Origin of the sequence: Paraburkholderia solitsugae (assembly GCF_013177695.1) — a bacterium.
Taxonomy (GTDB): domain Bacteria; phylum Pseudomonadota; class Gammaproteobacteria; order Burkholderiales; family Burkholderiaceae; genus Paraburkholderia; species Paraburkholderia solitsugae.
Genome location: NZ_WOEY01000130.1, coordinates 88,378 through 107,510 on the forward strand (window position 1 = coordinate 88,378; position 19,133 = coordinate 107,510).

The following is a 19,133-nucleotide window of genomic DNA, read 5'->3' on the forward strand; positions in this document are numbered from 1 at the left end:
TCTTGTAAGCAAGACGGGCCCTGATGGGAAGAATCGACCGCAACAATACGCATGACTATGCTTAAAAGAAGTAACGAGTCGTTACGTATGATCAATAGTGCAGTACTAATTGCATTGATCGCACCAAATAATACGTATGGCGATACCAGTCTTTATCCGCCACATGAAATTGGGGTCGAAAAGATTTGTAATGGATGCCTAACTATGCGAATGGATGTAATCAGCTGAGAAATGGGCGATAGCGCTCATTCCATAGCTGATTGAATCTTGGAGTTGGCGGGAAAATGCTGGACCTTCGGTGTAAGGTTTCCTCGCGATAGTAGCTTCGCGGCGGAACTGTCGCTGTTTTACGAAAGACGAGGCCGCGCCCCGAGAAAAGGGGCGCGCGAGATAAACGATGATGGGGTGTCGATGTTTGTTGGGACCGGTACTTGCTAGTCGGCATGTCCATCCGCCGCGCACAAAGGGCGGTTATCCAGAGAGATAAATCGTGAGAATTCTTCAGTTGGTTTACGCACCGCGGCTATCTGGGGCAGAGGTACTGGTAAAAGGGCTCGCGATTTATCATCAACGCGCCGGCCATGAGGTCTGTATTACATCGCTGCTTCCAGAGCAGGATGATTTCGCCGACATTCACGCGGAGCTTCAGGCCGCCGGCGTCACCTGCCTGTTCCCGAGCATGCATCACGGCAAGCTGGGCAAACTGCTGCACCTGTATCGCGTGGTGCGTCAGTTCCGTCCCGACTTCATCGTGGCTCATGCCACGCTCGCCGCACTCTATGTGCGTCTTCTGCCCGTGCACACGCCGATCGCCTGGGTGATGCACTCTGGCGTCAACGACTTCGAGAACGGCGCGCTCAAACGGGCTGAGCGCCTGCTGTCACGGCGGGCGAGAGCGATCATCGGCGTATCGCAGCAAAATATCGACGACTACCTGCGGGAGATCGGCGAACATCCGGCCATGGTCGTGATCCCGAATGGCGTGGACGCGTCGTTGTTCGCGGCGGACAACGGCACATCGGCACCGGACGCCGCCGTGCCTGCCAAGCAGATTGTTCAGTTAGGCCGCTATATAGAAGGTAAGCGCCAGTTGGACACGATCCGCGCGTTCGAGCGTGTCGTGCAGAGCGAACCCGAGGCGAGCTTGCTGCTGTGCGGCGTCGTCGAGGAGATCCCCTATCACGAGGCGGTGCTGTCGCTCGTTCATCAACTCGGGTTGGACAGCCGCGTGACGGTGTGCGGGCCGCGCTCGGATGTCGCCGCGATCCTTCGCGCCTCGCGTGTCTTTGCCATGCCTTCGCGCTTTGAAGCGCAGAGCATCGGCTTTCTGGAGGCGCTCGCCTCGGGTATTCCTGTCGTCGCGAACCGGATTCCGTCGTTCGGCTTTGCCAGTGGATTTGCCGGCGTCAATCTTGTCGATACGACCGATCCGGAGGTCTATGGCCGGGCTTTGCTCAGGGCGCTCGACATGCCGCGTGCGAACCGGCAACTGGCGGGCTATACGCTGCATGACACGGCAGATCGCTACATGACGATCGCGCGGCAGTTCGTCCGGCCGCTGCGGGTTTCGGCCTGAACTGCGTCGGATCGACCGGCTCGCGCTACTGCGCTAACCGATCGATCCGCACCGTCTCCGAGAACAGCCCTGGCAGTTCACCGAGATCCTGGGCTGGGCCCAGGGCGAAGCCGTTTCCTATCGGATAGCGCGTCAGCGCCGGTGCGCCGCCGGTGAAATAGAAATCGCTGAGCGTCGCGTCGGTTCTTCGATAAAGCACGAGCGCCGCATTACCCTTGTCAAGCACGAAGGCCGGGAAGACATCCGACCACGACATGCCCTGCAATGTCGCTGCCCGGACAGGCACACTGGCTGCATCCGCCGTGTCGAGGGTGGCTACGTCGATGAGCGCGTCGTCGTTCGTGCCGTCGAGATGCGGCGTTAGCAGAATCAGCGTATTGCTCGCCGTGCCATGCACGGCGCCGACCGTCACTTTGACGAAGTCCGGTAGAAAATTCGCCGGCAGTACCTTGCGCTCACCGATTGTCATGCGCGTGCCGTCGTTGGCGATGGGTGTGAGCGCAAGCCGTCCGTCCGCACCGTCCAGCGCAACCAGTGACGCACGGGCTGCAGCCGCCTGCACCGGCAGAAGATTGACGTTCTGGCGCAGGTTTCTTGCCTGGGTCATCAACGTCGGCGCCGAGCCGGCGGAGCCCGTGGACGACACCAGCCAGAGGTCGAGCCCGCTATCGGTTCGCTTCTGCGCGATCAGCACGCCGGTTCGCCCCGTTCCACTGAAATCCGCCGCCACATACTGCTGGGTCAGGTCGGGCCTGAACGCACTGCTGGTCTGGAGCCAGAGACGGGGGGCTTCGAAGTGCTCGCCGGTACTGTGAAGCAACCAGAACGCGGTGCCGCCCTGGCGCGCGGTGATAACCATCAAGTCAGCCTTGCCGTCACCTTCGAAGTCACCGAGCAGGAAGCGGGCGCTGTCGAAGCACAGCGTGTCAGTCGTGCAACTCGGCGCCGTGGCGCGCGGATCGAATGGGACGGTGCTGGCGTACCACAGGGCGGGGCGTGACGCTTTCGCGAGCGACGCCGCATACACGTTGAATCCGGGTCCATCGTGTTGGCGCTGCACGTAGACCGCGGATGTCTCGCCTGTGCCAGCGATGTCGCCAACCATCGCGGTGGCGAGTCGCAGGTCGGTGGCCTGGGTATGTTGCGTGGTTGCCCAACGGTAGCGCGTGGTGAGCGAGGTGCAGCCGCGCATGGTGAGCCGGCCGTCGTTTTCACCGAGGCAATGCCGCAGTGGCGTATAGACGAGGCCGAAGTCCCACGGCGTCCAGCGCTGCGCCATGTCCCATTGATCGCAGGTCTCGGAGGTCAGATAGCCGTCGCGTTCGGCGATGCATTGCGAAGTCGCGACGCTGACGAGCGCTGCGTTCTGCGTATTGCCGGGATAGACGGTCAGTGGATCCCATCGCCATAGTTGCGTCGATGAACCCGTGCACGCGGCGAGTGTCGGCGCCTGGCCGCTGCCCGCGGAGGTCAGACAGCGGTTCGCTGCCGCATTGAAGAGTTGAATGGGACGCGCCTGAAAATCCGTGACGCGGTGATCGCTGCGATCGGCAAAGGCATAGCGGCGCGCGACCCAATTGCCGTTCCACTGGAACTCGCCGAATACCTCCGCAGACTCGTTGCCGTCGACAGAAAAATAGCTGGCAACGATATCGCGCTTGCGCTGCACTTCAGCCGCCGGAACGTTGCCGGGCCAGTCGCCGGTCGGATAGGTGACGTGGTACACGATCGGCACGCTTTTGTTCAGCGTCTGGGCAACGTGGCGTGTGATGCGCGCGGAGTAGATGTGATCGGGGTGCTCGAGAAACGGTACGGTGTCCGGATTGAGCGTGTAGATTTGTGACGCCTCGGCGAGTATCACTTTCAGCGTGGCCGACAACGAGGCCCGATCGTATTGCACACGCACGGAACCGTCGGCGTTCATCGGATAGGTGGAGAGCGTGGCGTGCTGTTCCCACAAAAGACCGAGCGGTACGCGGCCGCCGCGCACGGCGCCGCCGGGCAGCCGGAATTCGAGCAGACGGACCTGCGGCTTCGCCTTCAGCACCATCTGATGCAAGAGCTTGCCGGCGATCGGAATATTCGTTTCGATCCATTCGTCAGGCACCCCCGCCATGCGCGCATAAGCGAGCCGCGAAGCCTGTTCGCGAGTCTGCACATAAGCGAAATTCGCACCGTTGGCGCCGCCGATCAGATGCACGGTCGTGATGCACCAGCCGGCGTCGAGCCGTTCGCTGATAGCGGGGTCCACGAAAAGCAGATCGTCATCGAGGTGGGCGACGACCGTGACCAGGGTGCCGGCGCCGCAATTGGCCGCGCGTGCCGAGCCGGGGAGGAAAGCGAAGAAAAGTAGCGCTAGAAAAGCAATGGATGAATCGCGAACGAGTCTGGCTGCCGATGATCGCATGTTGATTCGAGCCCTGGAGGTGAGCTCGATCATACTGTATCGACGTGGGCCGCCACGTTGGCGAACTCACAGTGGGCATCACTTTGCGCGCCGGCAATGGGGCACGCCGACGCCCGGGGGCGCGAGCGCTGACGGTGACCTTGGCGGCGGTAGCCGTGGCGCTGGCGCTAGCGTTAGCGGAAGTAGGCCTTGGTGTTCTCGTGAACATCGGCGCGCGCGAGCAGCGCCGCAGGTGCGAGCCAGAGATATTCGCTGTGCTGATCGAGCCGGCCGACGGAGACGGTGCTGGTGAACTGCAGCGCATAGGCGAGCACGATGTAGTGCGTCGACACGTCAGGCTCGGCGGCGAAGTTGTCCAGGTAGTGGTGCTCGAAAACGCCTTCGAAGCGGGCCGCCGAGCGCGCCAGTTTCGCGATGCCCAATTCGGCGTCGGCAATGCGTGCGAACGCTGCGTCGAGCGTTTCGTCTTTAAGAATGCGCCCGCCAGGCACAAACCATGTGCCGCGTGCAGGGCGATTGCGACGATGGCCGATCAGCACGCGGCCCTGGGCGTCGCTGACGATCAGATCGATCGCGACCAGCGGCGTCAGACGCACGACGTCCAGGAAATCGATCTCGGTCAGCATGTCATCTCCCGTGGGGCGTGCACCGGTTGAGCGCACGGCGATCCTGAAGGCACTAATAGTCGTGAGGGTGCTCATCGTCCCGGGTGAGGCGATTTGAGACATTCGCCAGCAGCAGGGCGACCAGCACCGCGCCGACCGTCGCGAAGAGAAACGCCCCGGCCATCGCGGCTAGCACCATCATGGTCCATGCGAGGCCGTTCATCTCTCGGCTCCAGCGCGTTGATGTGCATGCGAACCAGCACCCGCCTGGATTCTACGTGCGCGAACAACGGGCTGCCCTGTCACATCACGCCGAAGTATCGGCAGATCGCGACAGCGAGCGCGCTGTCGAAGTGCCTACGGCCGCCACGACGCGCGCGACGCACCACGCGCGGCCCGTCTAGCGAGGAACGTAACCTTCCGGGGTCATGACCGCGTCCTTGAACACGCCGGCGTTGTCGGAGACCACATAGATGGGCGTCGGCGACAGCTTGAGGCTCGCGACACCGTCGCGATACGTCAGGGTCGACGCGTTGCCCATCATGTCGAACACCGTCACTTCGCCCGACGTGCCGGGCGCGTCGACCCTCAGACGATAGTCCGCGCTCTGGCTCGCGCTGAAGCCGGTTTTGGCGTTCCATGCGTCGTTGTCATGCGTCCACAGCGCGGTCACGATCTTGCCGCCGCCGAGCCGGCGGAATGCGTACGCGTAAACGCCTTTTGGCAAATTCCTGAGCGGCCCGAGCGTATCCGTTCCGTCGATGATCCGCGTCATCGCCGCCACGGCGAGCGCGGCAGGTTTGGGGCTGATGTGAGTGGGGCCGTAGGCGCCATCCGGATGATCGAGTTCGAAAAAAATTCCGTAGCCTGGCGCGGTGTCCGGCATGTCCGCGAGGTAGAACACATAGGTCATGTCCGCGCCTTCGCCCAGCAGGATGAGATGCGTGCGCGCCACGACCGCGGCTTGCGCATACAGCACGTTCGCGCCCGGGTAGTTCTTGCCATATGCCTGACCAATGTCGTAGCTGATACCGGTTTCGGTGACGAACAGGGGCGCACCGGGCTTCAGGTACTGATGCAGCTCATGGCGCAGCGCACGCATCGCGGCGGGCAGCGCGCCTGGCACGGTGCCGAGATTCCCCGGGTCGGCGACGCGCTCGGGGGGATGCGACGGCGTCGTTCCGATGTCGTAATAGCCGTGAATGGTCATGCCGTCCATATAGCGGCCGATTCCGAGCGGACCGAGACGGCGCATCTTCTCGACATTGACCTGCACGGAGGCGTACGTTGTACCCATTACCACGGCGTGCGGGTCCGTCTGATGAATGCCCTCCCAGACCGCCTTGTACATCGCGACGAAATTTGCGTCTGTATCGCGCCATGGCAGGCCTCCATCGGCGTCCGGTTCCCACGTCACCTGATAGTAGTTGTCGCGCTGTTTGGGGAAGTAGGTCATCCGCGTGCGGTTGGACTCGGCGCCGACTTTGGCCATGTAGTCCCGCATTTGCGCGAGCGAGGTCGGCGCGTAGCTGTGCGTCTCTTTGCCGGTCGGGCTGGCCCACTGAGGAATCCCGTCGAGCTGGATCAGGCGCATGATGTCGCCGCGCCGGAAGTAGGGGACCAACTGTTTGCTGGCGGGATCGAAAGTGCCCGCGTTTTTCGGCTCCTCCATATACCAGTTGCGGTTGTCGTTCGCCCACGAAAGGCCGAGCGCCGTATAGACCGGCCGATAGCCGTCACCGTCGCAGCAATGCTGCCCGGGCGCAAGGTAGGCGGTGCCCTGTCCGCCGAATCGATGCAGATCCTCATAGGGGAAGCGTACGGCGGGTAACGCAGCGGAGGTGTCAGGCAATACGCCGAAGGTGGCGATGCCCGCAGGGCGTGTGCCGCGCGATTCGAGCTGGCCGTGTGCGCGTTCCAGTGAAGCGGAGACGGCGAAGTAGCCGGCAACGGTCGACGCGCAACTGAGGGTCGATAGCGTGGCGCCCGCCGCAACGGGGAAGCGGCCGCTGGCGCGCACGGCATTCCAGCTGTCGCGGATCTGCCAGTCGAGCGTGTCGTTTTGCGAGGGACGGGTTGTGAAGACGAGCGCGAACGGTTTGTCCGCGGCGAACAGGCGCGTGCCGTCGCTCGGCGTATCCGCTTCCAGCAGATCGCCGTCGGCGGCCGCGCGCACCTGCGAGGTGGGTGCGGCGCAGCGCAGGCCCTGTCCGGGCGGTGCCTTCAATGCAGTGGGCGCGGTGGCTGTCGATTCCGGCGCGGCGGCTGGCGCGGTGCCCGGGTTCGCCGCAGCCGCTCTCGCTGCCGTGCCCGCGTCTGCCGCGCTAACCGCAAACGCGCAACGCTTCTCCACACCGGGCGCTGGATCGCCGAACACACCATTATTGCAATCGGCGCTGTTCGAAAACGTCTTCACTACATGCTGCGCGACTGTGCCGTACAGCACGTCACGCGTGCCGCTGAACCGGCAGGTGCCGTACTCCGCCGCGCAGGGTGTCCACTTCCTGCCGTCGACCGTTAGATCGGCGGGGCTCGTGCTGTCCGGACCGGCTGCAGCCGCAGCCGTGCTGCAGGGGCCGGCGGTGAGGCCCAGCAGGACAAACGCCGCTGCCAAGGCAGCGGCGCGCAGCGCTAACCCGTGAGTGGCGAAGGCGCCGGCGAGTGGTCGCAGCGCGCGATGTTCACGTACATTCGACATGTGTTCCCCGTGTCGTTCGACGTATAAGTTCCGGCGACAAGGCGTCGCTGAATGGCTAGTTGACCAGGTCAGACCCGCCTCAGGCTACCTCGGATCGAAATGTGTTGCGGAAACCGCATAGGCCATTTCCGCAATTGAGTGGCGGAATCATACCGGCTCTCATCCGACAGAATCCGCCATTGGCCCGTCTATTGCCGGGCGGGCTAAAGTTGTCTTATTGCCGTGTTTCACGTTTGAAACATTAATCGTCCTGTTTATATTCTCCAGATCCAATAACAACGAATTAAATAATTTTGTCGCTCCAAAAGTGCTTATATTAGAACCTGTTTTACATGTCTCTGCGGACCGAATATATCGTCAGAAGAAAGCCCTTTGGGCATCTGGTAAAAGCAGCGGCTGGTAGGAGCAGGGCGGCTGCGCTCATTCTGACGACGTGATGGGAAGAAGTTACTTCAAATCTGCGGAATGACGGGCGGATCAAATTGCAACTCAAGCATTTCGAGCGGCGATTGTATGTGTGCCAGCGCACGAAAAAGCGCATTAATTGGCATTAAGATTCGCGGAACGTAAAGTCATTCATATGCAGAATCGGCAATTAATTCACTGAAAAAACAGTAGTGGCGGGATTGTTCTGAAAATGACTGGTTGGCCACCATATCAAAGCGCCAACATGTCTGCAGTTTCGGTCATGGCGGCTAAATGCTTGATGGCAGATGGCTATGATGCACTGCACAGAGCATTCCTCTGTGTTGGCGTTCAAGGTTGAAAAATCGATCCGTTTTATGGTGAGAGGATGACTATGACCTGCGCGAGTCTCGAGTCTGCAATGCTGCGCTGGGTGCATGCACCGAACAAGGGTATGCGTCGCATCGCGATACTGATGTTCAACGACTGCTCGCTGCAGGGCGCGGGCGTGGTTGCCGAGGTGTTTCAGGCCGCGAACGAGCTGGCATCGTCCGGCTCGGGCGGCTGGTTGTATGACGTTTCCTTCCTGTCGGCCGACGGCGGCATGGTGACCTCGTCGTCCGCACTGCGGGTCTGGACCGACGGACTTGACGCGCGGCATTACGGCGGCTTCGACGCGTTGTATGTCGCCGGTGGCAAAGGCGCATTCGCCGCAGCTGGCGACGAGCGGCTGATCGCCTGGTTACGGCGCGTTCGCCGCAATACCGGCATGATCCGGCCGATCGCGGAAGGGCGCGCGCTACTCGAGGCGGCCTATGTGCCGGACTGCAAGGAAAGCGGCGATTTCCACCAGCAGCAGCCGGTGCTGTCGCGCCAGGCCGAGCAGAACGGTGATGCGGGCGACCGGCTTGAATCGATGAGAAGCGCGCTTGCCATGATCAAGCGCGATCTCGGTGGCGCAGCCGCCCGCACGGTGGCGGAGCGCCTGCTGGCCGACTCGTGCTCAAACCTCGCACCGCTGCTTGGCGAAGACGGTGGGTTGAGCCCCGGCGACAAGGTGCGCGCGGCGGCTCGCTGGCTGCAAGAGAATTGTCAGCAGGCCATTTCGATTGCCGATGCGGCTCAGTTTGCCGCGATGAGCGAGCGCAACTTCCTGCGCCGCTTCAAGATGGAAATGGGCATCACACCCTCGAGTTTCCTTTTGCATGAGCGCCTTGCGGTGACCTGCAGCCTGCTGACCGAGTCGGAATTACCGGTGGACAAGATTGCCCGGCGCACCGGCATGGGTAACGGTGACCGCCTCGCGAAAGTCTTCCGCAAGCGGATGAGAATTTCCCCCACTGAGTTCCGGATTCAAAGCCGCCGCATGGTCGGCGGGTAGCGCACGCGGCGCGAGCCGCGCTGACCGCGCCCATCAAGTAGTCGTTTCACGCAGTACTTCGGTAAATATTTCGTTGATCTCACAGAATTATAAGGAATGCGAATATGTTGACTCAGGGAGCTGTGAGCGCTACGTCGGTGAACCCGGACGGCGCCAATGCCGGGACCGCTGGCGCGCATTGCGCGCGCATCGTCCCGGTCATTCTTGCCGGTGGTTCGGGTACGCGGCTGTGGCCGCTGTCGCGTGAAAACTATCCGAAGCAACTGATCGACGTCGTCGGTTCTGACTCGTTGCTGCAGGCGACCGCGCGGCGTATGGACGGATTTCCCGCCGGCTGGAACGTGGACGCGTCGCCGATCATCGTGTGCGGTGAAGAACACCGGTTTGTGATTACCGAACAACTTCTTGAAAACGGCATGGCCGCGCGTCTGATCGTCGAGCCTGCACGGCGTGATACGGCGCCGGCGTTGACGCTGGCGGCGTCGCTCGCGTGCGCTAATGGCGACGACGCGATTCTCATCGTCATGCCGGCCGACCACTCGATTGCGGATGTGCCCGCGCTGCAAGGCGCGCTGGAATGCGCCGCCAGGTACGCGGAACGGGGCGCGATCGCCACGTTGGGCGTGCCGCCCACGCGCCCCGATACGGGCTTCGGCTATATCCGCGTCGGCGCGACATTGCCTGATGGTGGCCATGCGATCGACGGCTTCGTCGAAAAGCCGGCGGAGGAAATCGCCGCGCAGTACGTCGCCGCGGGCACGTACTGGTGGAACGCCGGGCTCTTTGTCGTGCGGGCGCGCGTGTGGCTCGATACATTAAAACGGCTGCAGCCCGAGATGCACGCGGCCTGCGAACGCGCATTCGTGGACGGCCGCACCGAAGGTGCGTATTTCCGTCCGCTGGTGGACGCTTTCCTGAGTTCGCCCGCTGACTCGATCGACTATGCGGTGATGGAGCGTCTGACGGACTTGAGCGCCGCGGATGCCGTGGACGAGGCGGCTGCGACCCACGACGCGGACCCGCAAGCAGGGGCCGGCGCGAATCCGTCGGGCGTGGTCGTGCGACTCGATGCCGGCTGGTCGGATCTCGGCTCCTGGGACGCCGTCTGGGCTGCGATGGAGAAGGACGCCAACGGCAACGCCGGGCGCGGCCGCGTGGCGTTCGAAGGCGCGGTGTCGAGCTATGCGCATTCCGAAGGCCGGCTCGTTGCCTGTGTCGGCACGACCAATGTGGTGGTCGTCGAAACCGCAGACGCTGTGCTGGTGGTCGACCGTTCGCACGTGCAGGACGTCAAGGGCCTGGTATCACGCATCAAGGCGCAGCACGCACCCGAGGCCGATGCGCATCGCAAGGTGCGCCGCCCGTGGGGTTTCTACGATTCCATCGACCACGGCGAACGCTTCCAGGTGAAGCGCATCGTCGTCACGCCAGGCGCGAAGCTGTCGCTGCAATTGCATCACCACCGCGCCGAACACTGGGTCGTCGTGCGCGGCACGGCGCTCGTTACGCGCGGCGAAGAGCAGTTCCTGCTGAGTGAAAACGAATCGACCTACATCCCGCTTGGCACGCGACACCGGCTCGAGAATCCCGGCAAAGTGCCGCTCGAAATCATTGAAATCCAGTCTGGCACCTATCTCGGTGAAGACGACATTGTGAGGTTCAACGACAACTACGGCCGCTGCCCCTAACAGCGCGTCCGGAATCATTTGCGGAAAAGAACGACCGGTAAGAACGAGGTAAGCAAAATGCGCAAGTTTCAGGATTTGCTCGCGCGAGTTTTCGATGTCGCGTTGGTGCTCGTGGGTGCGGCGGTGGCGTCGCAGATCCGCTTTGATTACCTCGCTCAATCCGGGTTCTATTGGGCGCTGGTGATGTTTTCCGCCGCCTTCGCGCTGGCCATCTTTCCAGCGTTCGGCGTGTATGAGTCATGGCGCGGCCGCTCCAAGCTCTCGCTGGCCGGGCAGGTGTCGCTCGCATGGCTGATGGTGCAGGGTAGTGCGCTCGTGCTGATGTATTCGCTGCATCGCATCGACTTCGTGTCGCGGCTGTGGTTCTCGTACTGGACCGCGGTGACGGGTGGCCTGCTGATCGCTTACCGGCTGATCACGCATGTGGTGCTGGCGCGCGCGCGCAGCGCCGGTTTGAACCTGCATCAGGTCGCGATTGTCGGCAGCGGCTCGCAATGCGACGCGATCATTCGCCGGATCGAATCGGAGCCGGGCACGGGTTTTCGCGCCACGGCCGTCTACAACACGCGCCCGGATGTGTCTGCTGTTTCCAGCACGCGAGTGCCTGTCTGCGAGACGGTGGATGCGCTTGCCGACTACATTCGCACCAACGACGTGCACGAGCTTTGGCTCATGTTGTCGCTCGCCGAAGAGCCCCTGATCTGCAAGCTGATCAGCGAGTTTCGTGACGATCTGGTGAATATCCGCTTCATGCCGGACGTGCGCAGCATTGCATTGTTCGATGGCAGCGGCGTGATCGATCTGCTCGGCGTGCCGGCGATCAACCTCGTGGCGTCGCCCCTGTCGGCCAGTTCGATGCTGAAGAAGGAAATCTTCGACCGCCTGTTCGCCGCGGCGGCGTTGATCGGCCTGGCGCCAATCCTGCTCGCCATCGCGATCGCGGTGAAGCTCTCGTCGCGTGGCCCGGTGCTCTTCAAGCAGAAGCGTAAAGGCGCGGACGGCCGCGTCTTCACGATTTACAAATTCCGCTCGATGCGTCTGCATACCGAGCAAAAAGGCACGCTCAAACAGGCGACGCGCGACGATCCGCGCGTCACGAGAGTCGGCGCATTTCTGCGCCGCACGAGCCTCGACGAACTGCCGCAGTTCTTCAACGTGTTGCGTGGCGACATGTCGGTCGTTGGACCGCGTCCCCATGCACTCGAGCACGACGATCTCTATCAGAAAGTGGTCGCCGGCTACATCAATCGCTATCGGATCAAGCCGGGCATTACGGGCTGGGCGCAGATCAACGGCTTTCGTGGCGAAACCGACCGCATCGAGAAGATGGAGCGTCGCGTCGAACATGACCTGTACTACCTGGGGCATTGGTCCTTCGCGCTCGATATGCGGATTATCGGCGCGACGATTGTCGCCGGACTGGTGCATCGAAACGCTTACTAAGTAGTTAACAAGCACGCTGGGCGCTACCTCCCCCGAGGACGATGCCCTGGCGCAAGGAGGAAACACCATGAGCTCGCTTGGTATACGCACGGGAAGTCTCGTGATTTTCACAGTTGCAGTACTGCTTGCCGGATGCGGGATCGTACCGGGTCAGCGGATGGTTACGCCAGCCGCGATTCAGGACACGGGTGGGGACTACAGCACGGAACCCTCGCAGCAACAGCAGATACCGATTACCGATATCAACCTCGCGCTGCTGCGCAAGATGAAGGCGGAGCAGACGACCGCGGCATTGCCGCCGCAGACGCTCGCGCTGTTCGGCAAACCGAGCGCATACAAGGTCGGCCCTGGCGACGTGCTGCAGATCGTCGTGTGGGATCACCCTGAACTCGCCGCAGCGCTTGGCCAGCCGGCGCAGAACACGAAAACGACCGATGCCGCGCCCGGTTTTCTGATCGACGAAAACGGCGACATTCAGTTCCCGTACGCGGGCAATTTGCACGTGGCAGGCAAAGACGTCGCATCGATCCAGAAGGAGCTGCATAAGCGCCTGAGCGTCGTCTATCAGAAGCCGGAAGTGACCGTGCGGGTCGCCTCGTTCCGTAATGCCCAGGTGTATGTCGACGGCGAAGTGCGCACACCGGGCGCGCAATCGCTCAACGACATTCCGATGTCGTTGACGAGCGTGATCAACCAGGGCGGCGGCTTTAGTGCCAACGCGGACCGCAGCCGGGTTGAACTGATCCGCAACGGCGTGACGTATCCGCTCAACGTGGACGACCTGATCAAGCGCGGCCGCAATCCGTCGGACATCTACCTGCAGGCCGGCGACATCGTGCGAGTGGCTTCGCGCGAAGACAGCGGCGTCTACGTGATGGGCGAGGTCAACAAGCCGGCGACGATCCAGCCGATGCGCAACGGTTCGCTGACGCTTTCGCAGGCCATTTCCGATAGCGGCAGCTTCGATTCGAACACGTCGGCGCCGAGGCAGTTGTTCGTGATCCGCAATTCGACAAGCGACTCGCCGCAGGTCTACCACCTCGATGCGACCTCGCCGGTGTCCATGGTGCTCGCCAATCAGTTCGAGCTCCAGCCGAAGGACGTCGTGTACGTCGGTCAAGGCGCATTGGTCCGCTTCAACCGTGTGTTGAACCTGCTGCTGCCGGCGATCAATGCGGCTGTGACGGGTGCTGTCCTGACGAAATAACAACCGTGCAACGTGACCTTGAACCGCCGGGCTTTGTTGGGTGAACAAAATGGCAATTAACTTCGAAAACCGCTATACCGACGTGTCCAGATCGGACGAGCTGCATCTGTCGGACTATCTGCGCACGATCGTGAGGGGCTGGCGCACGATCGTAATGGTGACGCTGATCGCACTCGCGCTGGGGTGCGCGTATGCGTTCCTCGCGCCGCCGACGTATCGCGCGGATGTCCTGTTCCACGTCGAGGACAAGACGGCGAACGCTAACGCGAACGGCAAGGATTCCTTGCCGCCGCTTACCGGCATGTTCGACACCAAGCCCTCGACGGCGGCGGAGATCGAGCTGCTGAAGTCGCGGCTCGTCACCGAGGAAACGGTCAAGAGCCTGCACCTCGACATTATGGCTGCGCCGCGCACTCTGCCGTTCATCGGCGGGATGGTCGCGGGATTGGTGAACGGGCAATGGGGCTTCAGGTTGCCGTCGTTCATCAACCTGTCGGGCTACGCATGGGGTAACGAGAGCATTGCCGTGTCGCGCTTCGACACCACGAAGGAGTTTTACGACACGCCCTTCACGCTGATTGCGGGCGAGGGTGGTTCATACGTGCTGCGCGACAAGAACGGTATCGCGATTCTCTCCGGCCATGTCGGCGAGACCGTGGAAACCGACACCGCCGACGGCCCGATCGCGTTGCACGTCGACAAGCTGGTCGGCGCGCCCGGCTCGCGTTTCGAACTGCAGCGCGCCTCGACGCTGGGGACCGTGGACCGCCTGCAAAAGGCACTCGTGGTCGCCGAGACCACGCTGCAATCCGGCGTGATCCGCACGAGCCTCGAAGGCGGCGACCCCGCACTGACCGCGGCGATCGTCAACAGCATGGCGCGCGAATTCGTGCGTCAGGATGTGGAGAGCCGTTCGACCGAAGCGGAGCACATGCTGGCCTTCCTCGATCAGCAACTGCCTGGCTTGCGCAAGGAACTCGACGACGCCGAGCAACGCTATAACAAGTTCCGCAACCAGCACGGCACGGTCGATCTCGGTGAAGAGAGCCGTCTGCTGCTGCAGCAGGTGGTCGACAACAAGACCAAGCTGCTCGATCTGCAGCAGCAACGCGCGGAGATGTCGCAGCGCTTCACGGCGAATCACCCCGCGGTGGCCGCGCTCGATGCACAGATTGCTGAGTTGCAGAACGCGGCGGCCAGCATGAACCGCAGCGTGGCCGTGATGCCGGATACCGAGCAGACCGCATTGCGCCTGCTGCGCGACGTGCACGTCGACACGGAGCTCTATACCAATCTGTTGAACAGCGCGCAGCAACTCCGGGTGGCGAAAGCCGGCCAGGTGGGCAACGTGCGGGTGGTGGACTTCGCCGAAACGCCTGACGAGCCCGTTCGTCCGAAGCGCGTGCTGGCGATTCTGATCTCGCTCGGCGGCGGCGTGATGATCGGCATCATGCTGACCTTCTTCAAGCGCGCGATGTACGGCGGCGTGGAACGTCCGGACGAACTCGAAGCGGTGCTCGGCGTGCCGGTGTTCGCGATCGTGCCGCGCAGCCAGACTCAGCTGCGTTTGCAGGAAAACGTCATGCTGCGCCGTCGCGGGCTTCATGTGCTCGCGCAGCAGGCGCCGGAAGACATCGCCGTGGAAGGCGTGCGCAATCTGCGGACCTCGTTGCAGTTGTCGCTCGATCACGCCGAGAACAACGTCGTGATGATCACGGGTTCGCGGCCCGACACCGGCAAGTCGTTCCTGTCGGTGAATCTGGCGGCGCTGGTGGCGTCGGCGAACAAGCGGGTGCTGATTATCGACGGCGACATGCGGCGCGGCGATGTCCATTCGCATTTCGGCATCGGCCATCAGCCGGGGCTCTCGGACGTGCTGAGCGGCGGCGATCTTGGGGCCATGATCCAGCGCGACGTGCTGCCCGGACTGGACGTGCTCGCCAAGGGCACGCTGCCCTCGCATCCGTCTGAATTGCTGATGAGCAAGCGCTTCGAAACCATGCTCGAAGAATTGAAATCGCACTACGACATCGTGATCGTCGACACGCCACCGGTGCTCGCTGTGACCGACTCGACGGTGATCGGCAAGTACGCCGGCACGACGCTGCTGGTGGTGCGCCACGGCCGCCATCCGCTGAACGAGATTGCCGAGACGGCCAAGCGCCTCTTCAATGGCGGCGTATCGCTCAAAGGCGTGTTGCTCACCGATGTGCCTCAGGAAGCGGCATTCCTCGGTTCTGGCTATCAGGGCGGTTATTACGGTTACGACAGCATCGCCGGCTAAGGGTTGATGCGGCGGCGGCCCCATGACGGGGCCGGCCACTCGACCGTGCTATGGCACGGACATCGCAAAGTGCAATGAGGAGAGAGCTCCATGAAACGTAAGGTCGCGTTGATCACCGGTATCACTGGACAGGACGGGTCGTATCTGGCCGAGCTGCTGCTCAGCAAGGATTACGACGTACATGGCATCAAACGCAGGTCATCGCTGTTCAATACAGACCGGATCGATCATCTCTATCGCGACCCGCATGACCCCGACCAGCGACTCTTTTTGCATCACGCCGACCTGACCGACTCGACCAGCATTCTGCGCGTGATCCAGCGGGTCGAGCCCGACGAGATCTACAACCTCGCGGCGCAGAGCCACGTGGCGGTGTCGTTCGAGGAACCGGAATACACGGCCAATGCGGACGGCCTTGGCGCCTTGCGAATTCTCGAGGCGATCCGCATTCTGGGGCTGCAGCACAAGACGCGCTTTTATCAGGCTTCCACCTCGGAGCTATACGGCCTTGTGCAACAGGTGCCGCAGTCCGAGACCACGCCGTTCTATCCGCGCAGTCCGTATGCGGTCGCCAAGCTGTTTGCCTACTGGACCACGGTCAATTACCGCGAGGCCTACGGGCTCTACGCCTGCAACGGGATTCTGTTCAATCACGAATCGCCGGTGCGGGGCGAGACCTTCGTCACGCGCAAGATCACGCGCGCCGTGGCGCGCATCGCGGTGGGCATGCAGAAGACCTTGTATCTCGGCAATCTGTCGGCGTTGCGCGACTGGGGCCACGCGCGCGACTACGTGGAGATGCAATGGCGCATGCTGCAACAGGAGCAGCCGGAGGACTACGTCATCGCCACCGGCGTGCAGTACAGCGTGCGTGAGTTCGTTCAGCACGCCGCCGCCGAGTTGGGTGTCACGGTGCGTTTCGAGGGCAGCGGCGTGGATGAGGTCGGCATTGTCGAGAAGGTGGACGGGCGCGAGATCAAGATGTCGCCCGGCGACGTGATCGTGCGTGTCGATCCGCGCTACTTCCGGCCCGCCGAAGTCGAGACGCTGCTGGGCGATCCGTCGAAAGCCCATGCGCAGCTCGGCTGGAAGCCGACTACGCCGTTCAGCGCGCTCGTCAAGGAAATGGTGCGGGCGGACTATCAGATTGCAAGACGTGACGCGCTTGTCACGCTGGCCGGCTTCACGGCACTGGAACATCACGAGTAACGGCGATGAACAAACACGCACGCATCTTCGTCGCGGGCCACCGCGGCATGGTCGGCTCCGCGCTGGTCCGGCGGCTGAATGCCGAGGGTTACCACAATGTCGTCACGCGTTCGAGAGCGGAGCTCGACCTCACGGATCAGGCTGCCGTGAACCGCTTCTTCGAGCAGGAAAAGATCGACGTGGTGCTGCTCGCGGCCGCGCGCGTGGGCGGCATTCTCGCCAACGCGTCGCAGCCGGGTGAATTCATTTACGAAAACCTGGTGATCGAAACCAACGTGATTCACGCCGCGTTTCGTGCTCAGGTCGACCGGCTGGTGTTCTTCGGTTCGTCGTGCATTTATCCGAAGGAATGTCCGCAGCCGATCCGCGAGGCGTATCTGTTGACCTCGCCGCTCGAGCCGACCAACGACGCCTACGCGATTGCGAAGATCGCCGGTCTCAAGCTATGCGAGGCGTACAACCGTGAATACAACACGCAGTACGTCTCGTTGATGCCGACCAATCTGTACGGCCCTAACGACAACTACGACCTGAACAGCAGCCATGTTTTGCCGGCGCTGCTGAGGAAGGCGCACGAAGCGAAAGTGAACGGATCCGCGACCTTGACGGTGTGGGGATCGGGCACGCCGCGCCGGGAGTTTCTGCACGTCGACGATCTCGCCGCGGCGACGCTCTTCGTGCTCGAACACAATGTGACAGAAGGCCTGTTCAACGTCGGGGTGGGTGAAGACCTGTCGATTCGCGAGCTGGCCGAATGTATCTGCAAGGTGGCCGGCTTCGAGGGCGAACTTGTTTTCGACGCCTCCAAACCCGACGGCACGCCGCGCAAGTTGCTTGACGTATCGCGGCTCGCGCAAATGGGTTGGCACGCGACCATTGGCCTTGAAGAGGGCATCGCGTCCACGTATCGGGAATTCGTTGAGTTACACGCTGGCTCGACACCCGCCGCCATGCAGGCCTAGGCGCGCACGGAAGGCCGTGGAGCGCGATTCCGGAATTGAGATTGTAGGGACGCGTGGGGCGTTTCGCGCGAGTCGCGTGCAACGCACACAGGGACGATTTTTCGAGGAGTTGAATAAAAATGACTGCGTCAGTCACGATCTTCCACAACGTCGTATGGTCGCGTCACAAGGGTGTCGTGTTCTCCGCTTTGCATAACATTTCGTCGACCGGCGCGATTCGCTATTCGATGGTGCAGATCGCGGATACCGAACACGATCGTGTCGGCTTTTCAGATGTCGACTATTCGTACCATCGCTATCCGATGCACAAGTTGTTCGACGGTTGCTACGAGGATGTGCCGACGCTGAAGATGATCGCGCGGCTCACCTGGGAGGTCCTGCGGACCAAGTCGGACCTGATCGTTCTGCCGGGCTACCACCGTCCGGAATACTGGGCGATGCTGGCGGCGTGCATCGTGACCGGCAAGCGGCGTGCGGTGTTCTGCGATTCGACCGCGCGCGACCGGCCCAAGAAGCTGCTGACGTCGATTCCGAAGCGCGTGTTCTTCTCGCTCTGTGACGGCTATTTCGGCTTCGGTGAGCGCAGCCGCGAGTATCTGCTGTCACTCGGGGCGAAGGGCGACAAGATTTTCGTGCCGTGTCAGGCCGCCGCATTGCCCGGCTCGTTCTCGCCGGAGCGCGCGCTGGTCGAGCGGGTCGCCGCGCGCGCCGGCAATCCGCCGGTGTTTCTCTATGTGGGCCGTCTCTCGGAAGAGAAAGGCATCGGCACGCTGATCGAGGCGTTCGCCGGCTTGCGGCGGCGTATTCCAGCGGCGAAGTTGCGCATTGTCGGCACAGGGCCGATGGCGGAGAGACTGCACGAGGAAGTAGCCAAGCTCGACCTGGGCGACGCCGTCACCTTCGCCGGCAGTTTGCAGGACGAGCCGCTCACCCGCGAGTATTACGGCGCGACCTGCATGGTGCTGCCGAGCTACAGCGAGCCGTGGGGACTCGTCGTCAACGAGGCGCTCGCGCATGGCTGCCCGGCGGTGGTCAGCGAGAGTTGCGGCTGTGTGCCGGAACTGGTGATCGACGGCGTAAGCGGCTATGCATTCACGGCGGGCGACGTCGCCGGACTGCAGCGCACGATGCTCAAGGCGATGGAGGCGTTCGCCGACGCCGGCGGCACGGCGCGCCGTTGCATGGATGTGATTCGCCGATTCGATCCCCCTACCGCCGCAGCCAATATCGCTCGTGGCTGCGCGCTGATGCTGAGCGACTGAAGCGCC

General features: G+C 62.4%; 13 protein-coding genes. 9 read left to right on the forward strand and 4 right to left on the reverse strand.

What is annotated here, in order from left to right; genetic code table 11:
• Positions 1 to 490: 490 nt before the first annotated feature.
• Positions 491 to 1,576, forward strand: coding sequence for a glycosyltransferase family 4 protein (locus GNZ12_RS33210; protein WP_172309662.1), 1,086 nt, complete (start codon positions 491 to 493; stop codon positions 1,574 to 1,576).
• Between the two features lie 25 nt (positions 1,577 to 1,601).
• On the opposite strand, the gene GNZ12_RS33215 is transcribed toward GNZ12_RS33210, so the two are convergent.
• From GNZ12_RS33215 to GNZ12_RS33230, 4 genes are all read right to left on the reverse strand, one after another.
• Complete coding sequence (locus GNZ12_RS33215) at positions 1,602 to 3,983, reverse strand: RICIN domain-containing protein (protein ID WP_172309663.1); 2,382 nt, start codon at positions 3,981 to 3,983, stop codon at positions 1,602 to 1,604.
• A gap of 173 nt (positions 3,984 to 4,156) precedes the next feature.
• Positions 4,157 to 4,609: a GDP-mannose mannosyl hydrolase gene (locus GNZ12_RS33220; RefSeq protein WP_172309664.1), complete on the reverse strand. Its 453-nt coding sequence runs from the start codon at positions 4,607 to 4,609 to the stop codon at positions 4,157 to 4,159.
• A gap of 52 nt (positions 4,610 to 4,661) precedes the next feature.
• Positions 4,662 to 4,811 (reverse strand): hypothetical protein, encoded by a 150-nt coding sequence (locus GNZ12_RS33225; protein WP_172309665.1) that lies wholly within the window; start codon positions 4,809 to 4,811, stop codon positions 4,662 to 4,664.
• A gap of 177 nt (positions 4,812 to 4,988) precedes the next feature.
• On the reverse strand, positions 4,989 to 7,286 hold the full coding sequence (locus GNZ12_RS33230; RefSeq protein WP_172309666.1) for a hypothetical protein: 2,298 nt from the start codon (positions 7,284 to 7,286) through the stop codon (positions 4,989 to 4,991).
• Positions 7,287 to 8,085: 799 nt separating this feature from the next.
• On the opposite strand from GNZ12_RS33230, the gene GNZ12_RS33235 reads away from it, so the two are divergent.
• From GNZ12_RS33235 to GNZ12_RS33270, 8 genes are all read left to right on the forward strand, one after another.
• On the forward strand, positions 8,086 to 9,072 hold the full coding sequence (locus GNZ12_RS33235; RefSeq protein WP_172309706.1) for a helix-turn-helix domain-containing protein: 987 nt from the start codon (positions 8,086 to 8,088) through the stop codon (positions 9,070 to 9,072).
• Between the two features lie 104 nt (positions 9,073 to 9,176).
• Positions 9,177 to 10,760: a sugar phosphate nucleotidyltransferase gene (locus tag GNZ12_RS33240; RefSeq protein ID WP_172309667.1), complete on the forward strand. Its 1,584-nt coding sequence runs from the start codon at positions 9,177 to 9,179 to the stop codon at positions 10,758 to 10,760.
• A gap of 57 nt (positions 10,761 to 10,817) precedes the next feature.
• The gene (locus tag GNZ12_RS33245) at positions 10,818 to 12,203 is read left to right on the forward strand and encodes an undecaprenyl-phosphate glucose phosphotransferase (RefSeq protein WP_172309668.1); all 1,386 of its coding nucleotides are present in this window, start codon (positions 10,818 to 10,820) and stop codon (positions 12,201 to 12,203) included.
• A gap of 67 nt (positions 12,204 to 12,270) precedes the next feature.
• Complete coding sequence (locus GNZ12_RS33250) at positions 12,271 to 13,410, forward strand: polysaccharide biosynthesis/export family protein (RefSeq protein ID WP_172309669.1); 1,140 nt, start codon at positions 12,271 to 12,273, stop codon at positions 13,408 to 13,410.
• A gap of 49 nt (positions 13,411 to 13,459) precedes the next feature.
• Complete coding sequence (locus tag GNZ12_RS33255) at positions 13,460 to 15,694, forward strand: polysaccharide biosynthesis tyrosine autokinase (RefSeq protein WP_172309670.1); 2,235 nt, start codon at positions 13,460 to 13,462, stop codon at positions 15,692 to 15,694.
• 90 nt (positions 15,695 to 15,784) lie between these two features.
• Entirely contained in the window at positions 15,785 to 16,903 is a 1,119-nt protein-coding gene (gene gmd / locus GNZ12_RS33260) for a GDP-mannose 4,6-dehydratase (protein ID WP_172309671.1), read from the forward strand.
• A gap of 5 nt (positions 16,904 to 16,908) precedes the next feature.
• Positions 16,909 to 17,865 carry a GDP-L-fucose synthase family protein gene (locus GNZ12_RS33265; protein WP_172309672.1) on the forward strand — a complete coding sequence of 319 codons (957 nt, stop codon included), beginning with the start codon at positions 16,909 to 16,911 and terminating at the stop codon, positions 17,863 to 17,865.
• Between the two features lie 119 nt (positions 17,866 to 17,984).
• On the forward strand, positions 17,985 to 19,127 hold the full coding sequence (locus GNZ12_RS33270; RefSeq protein WP_172309673.1) for a glycosyltransferase family 4 protein: 1,143 nt from the start codon (positions 17,985 to 17,987) through the stop codon (positions 19,125 to 19,127).
• Positions 19,128 to 19,133: the final 6 nt, after the last annotated feature.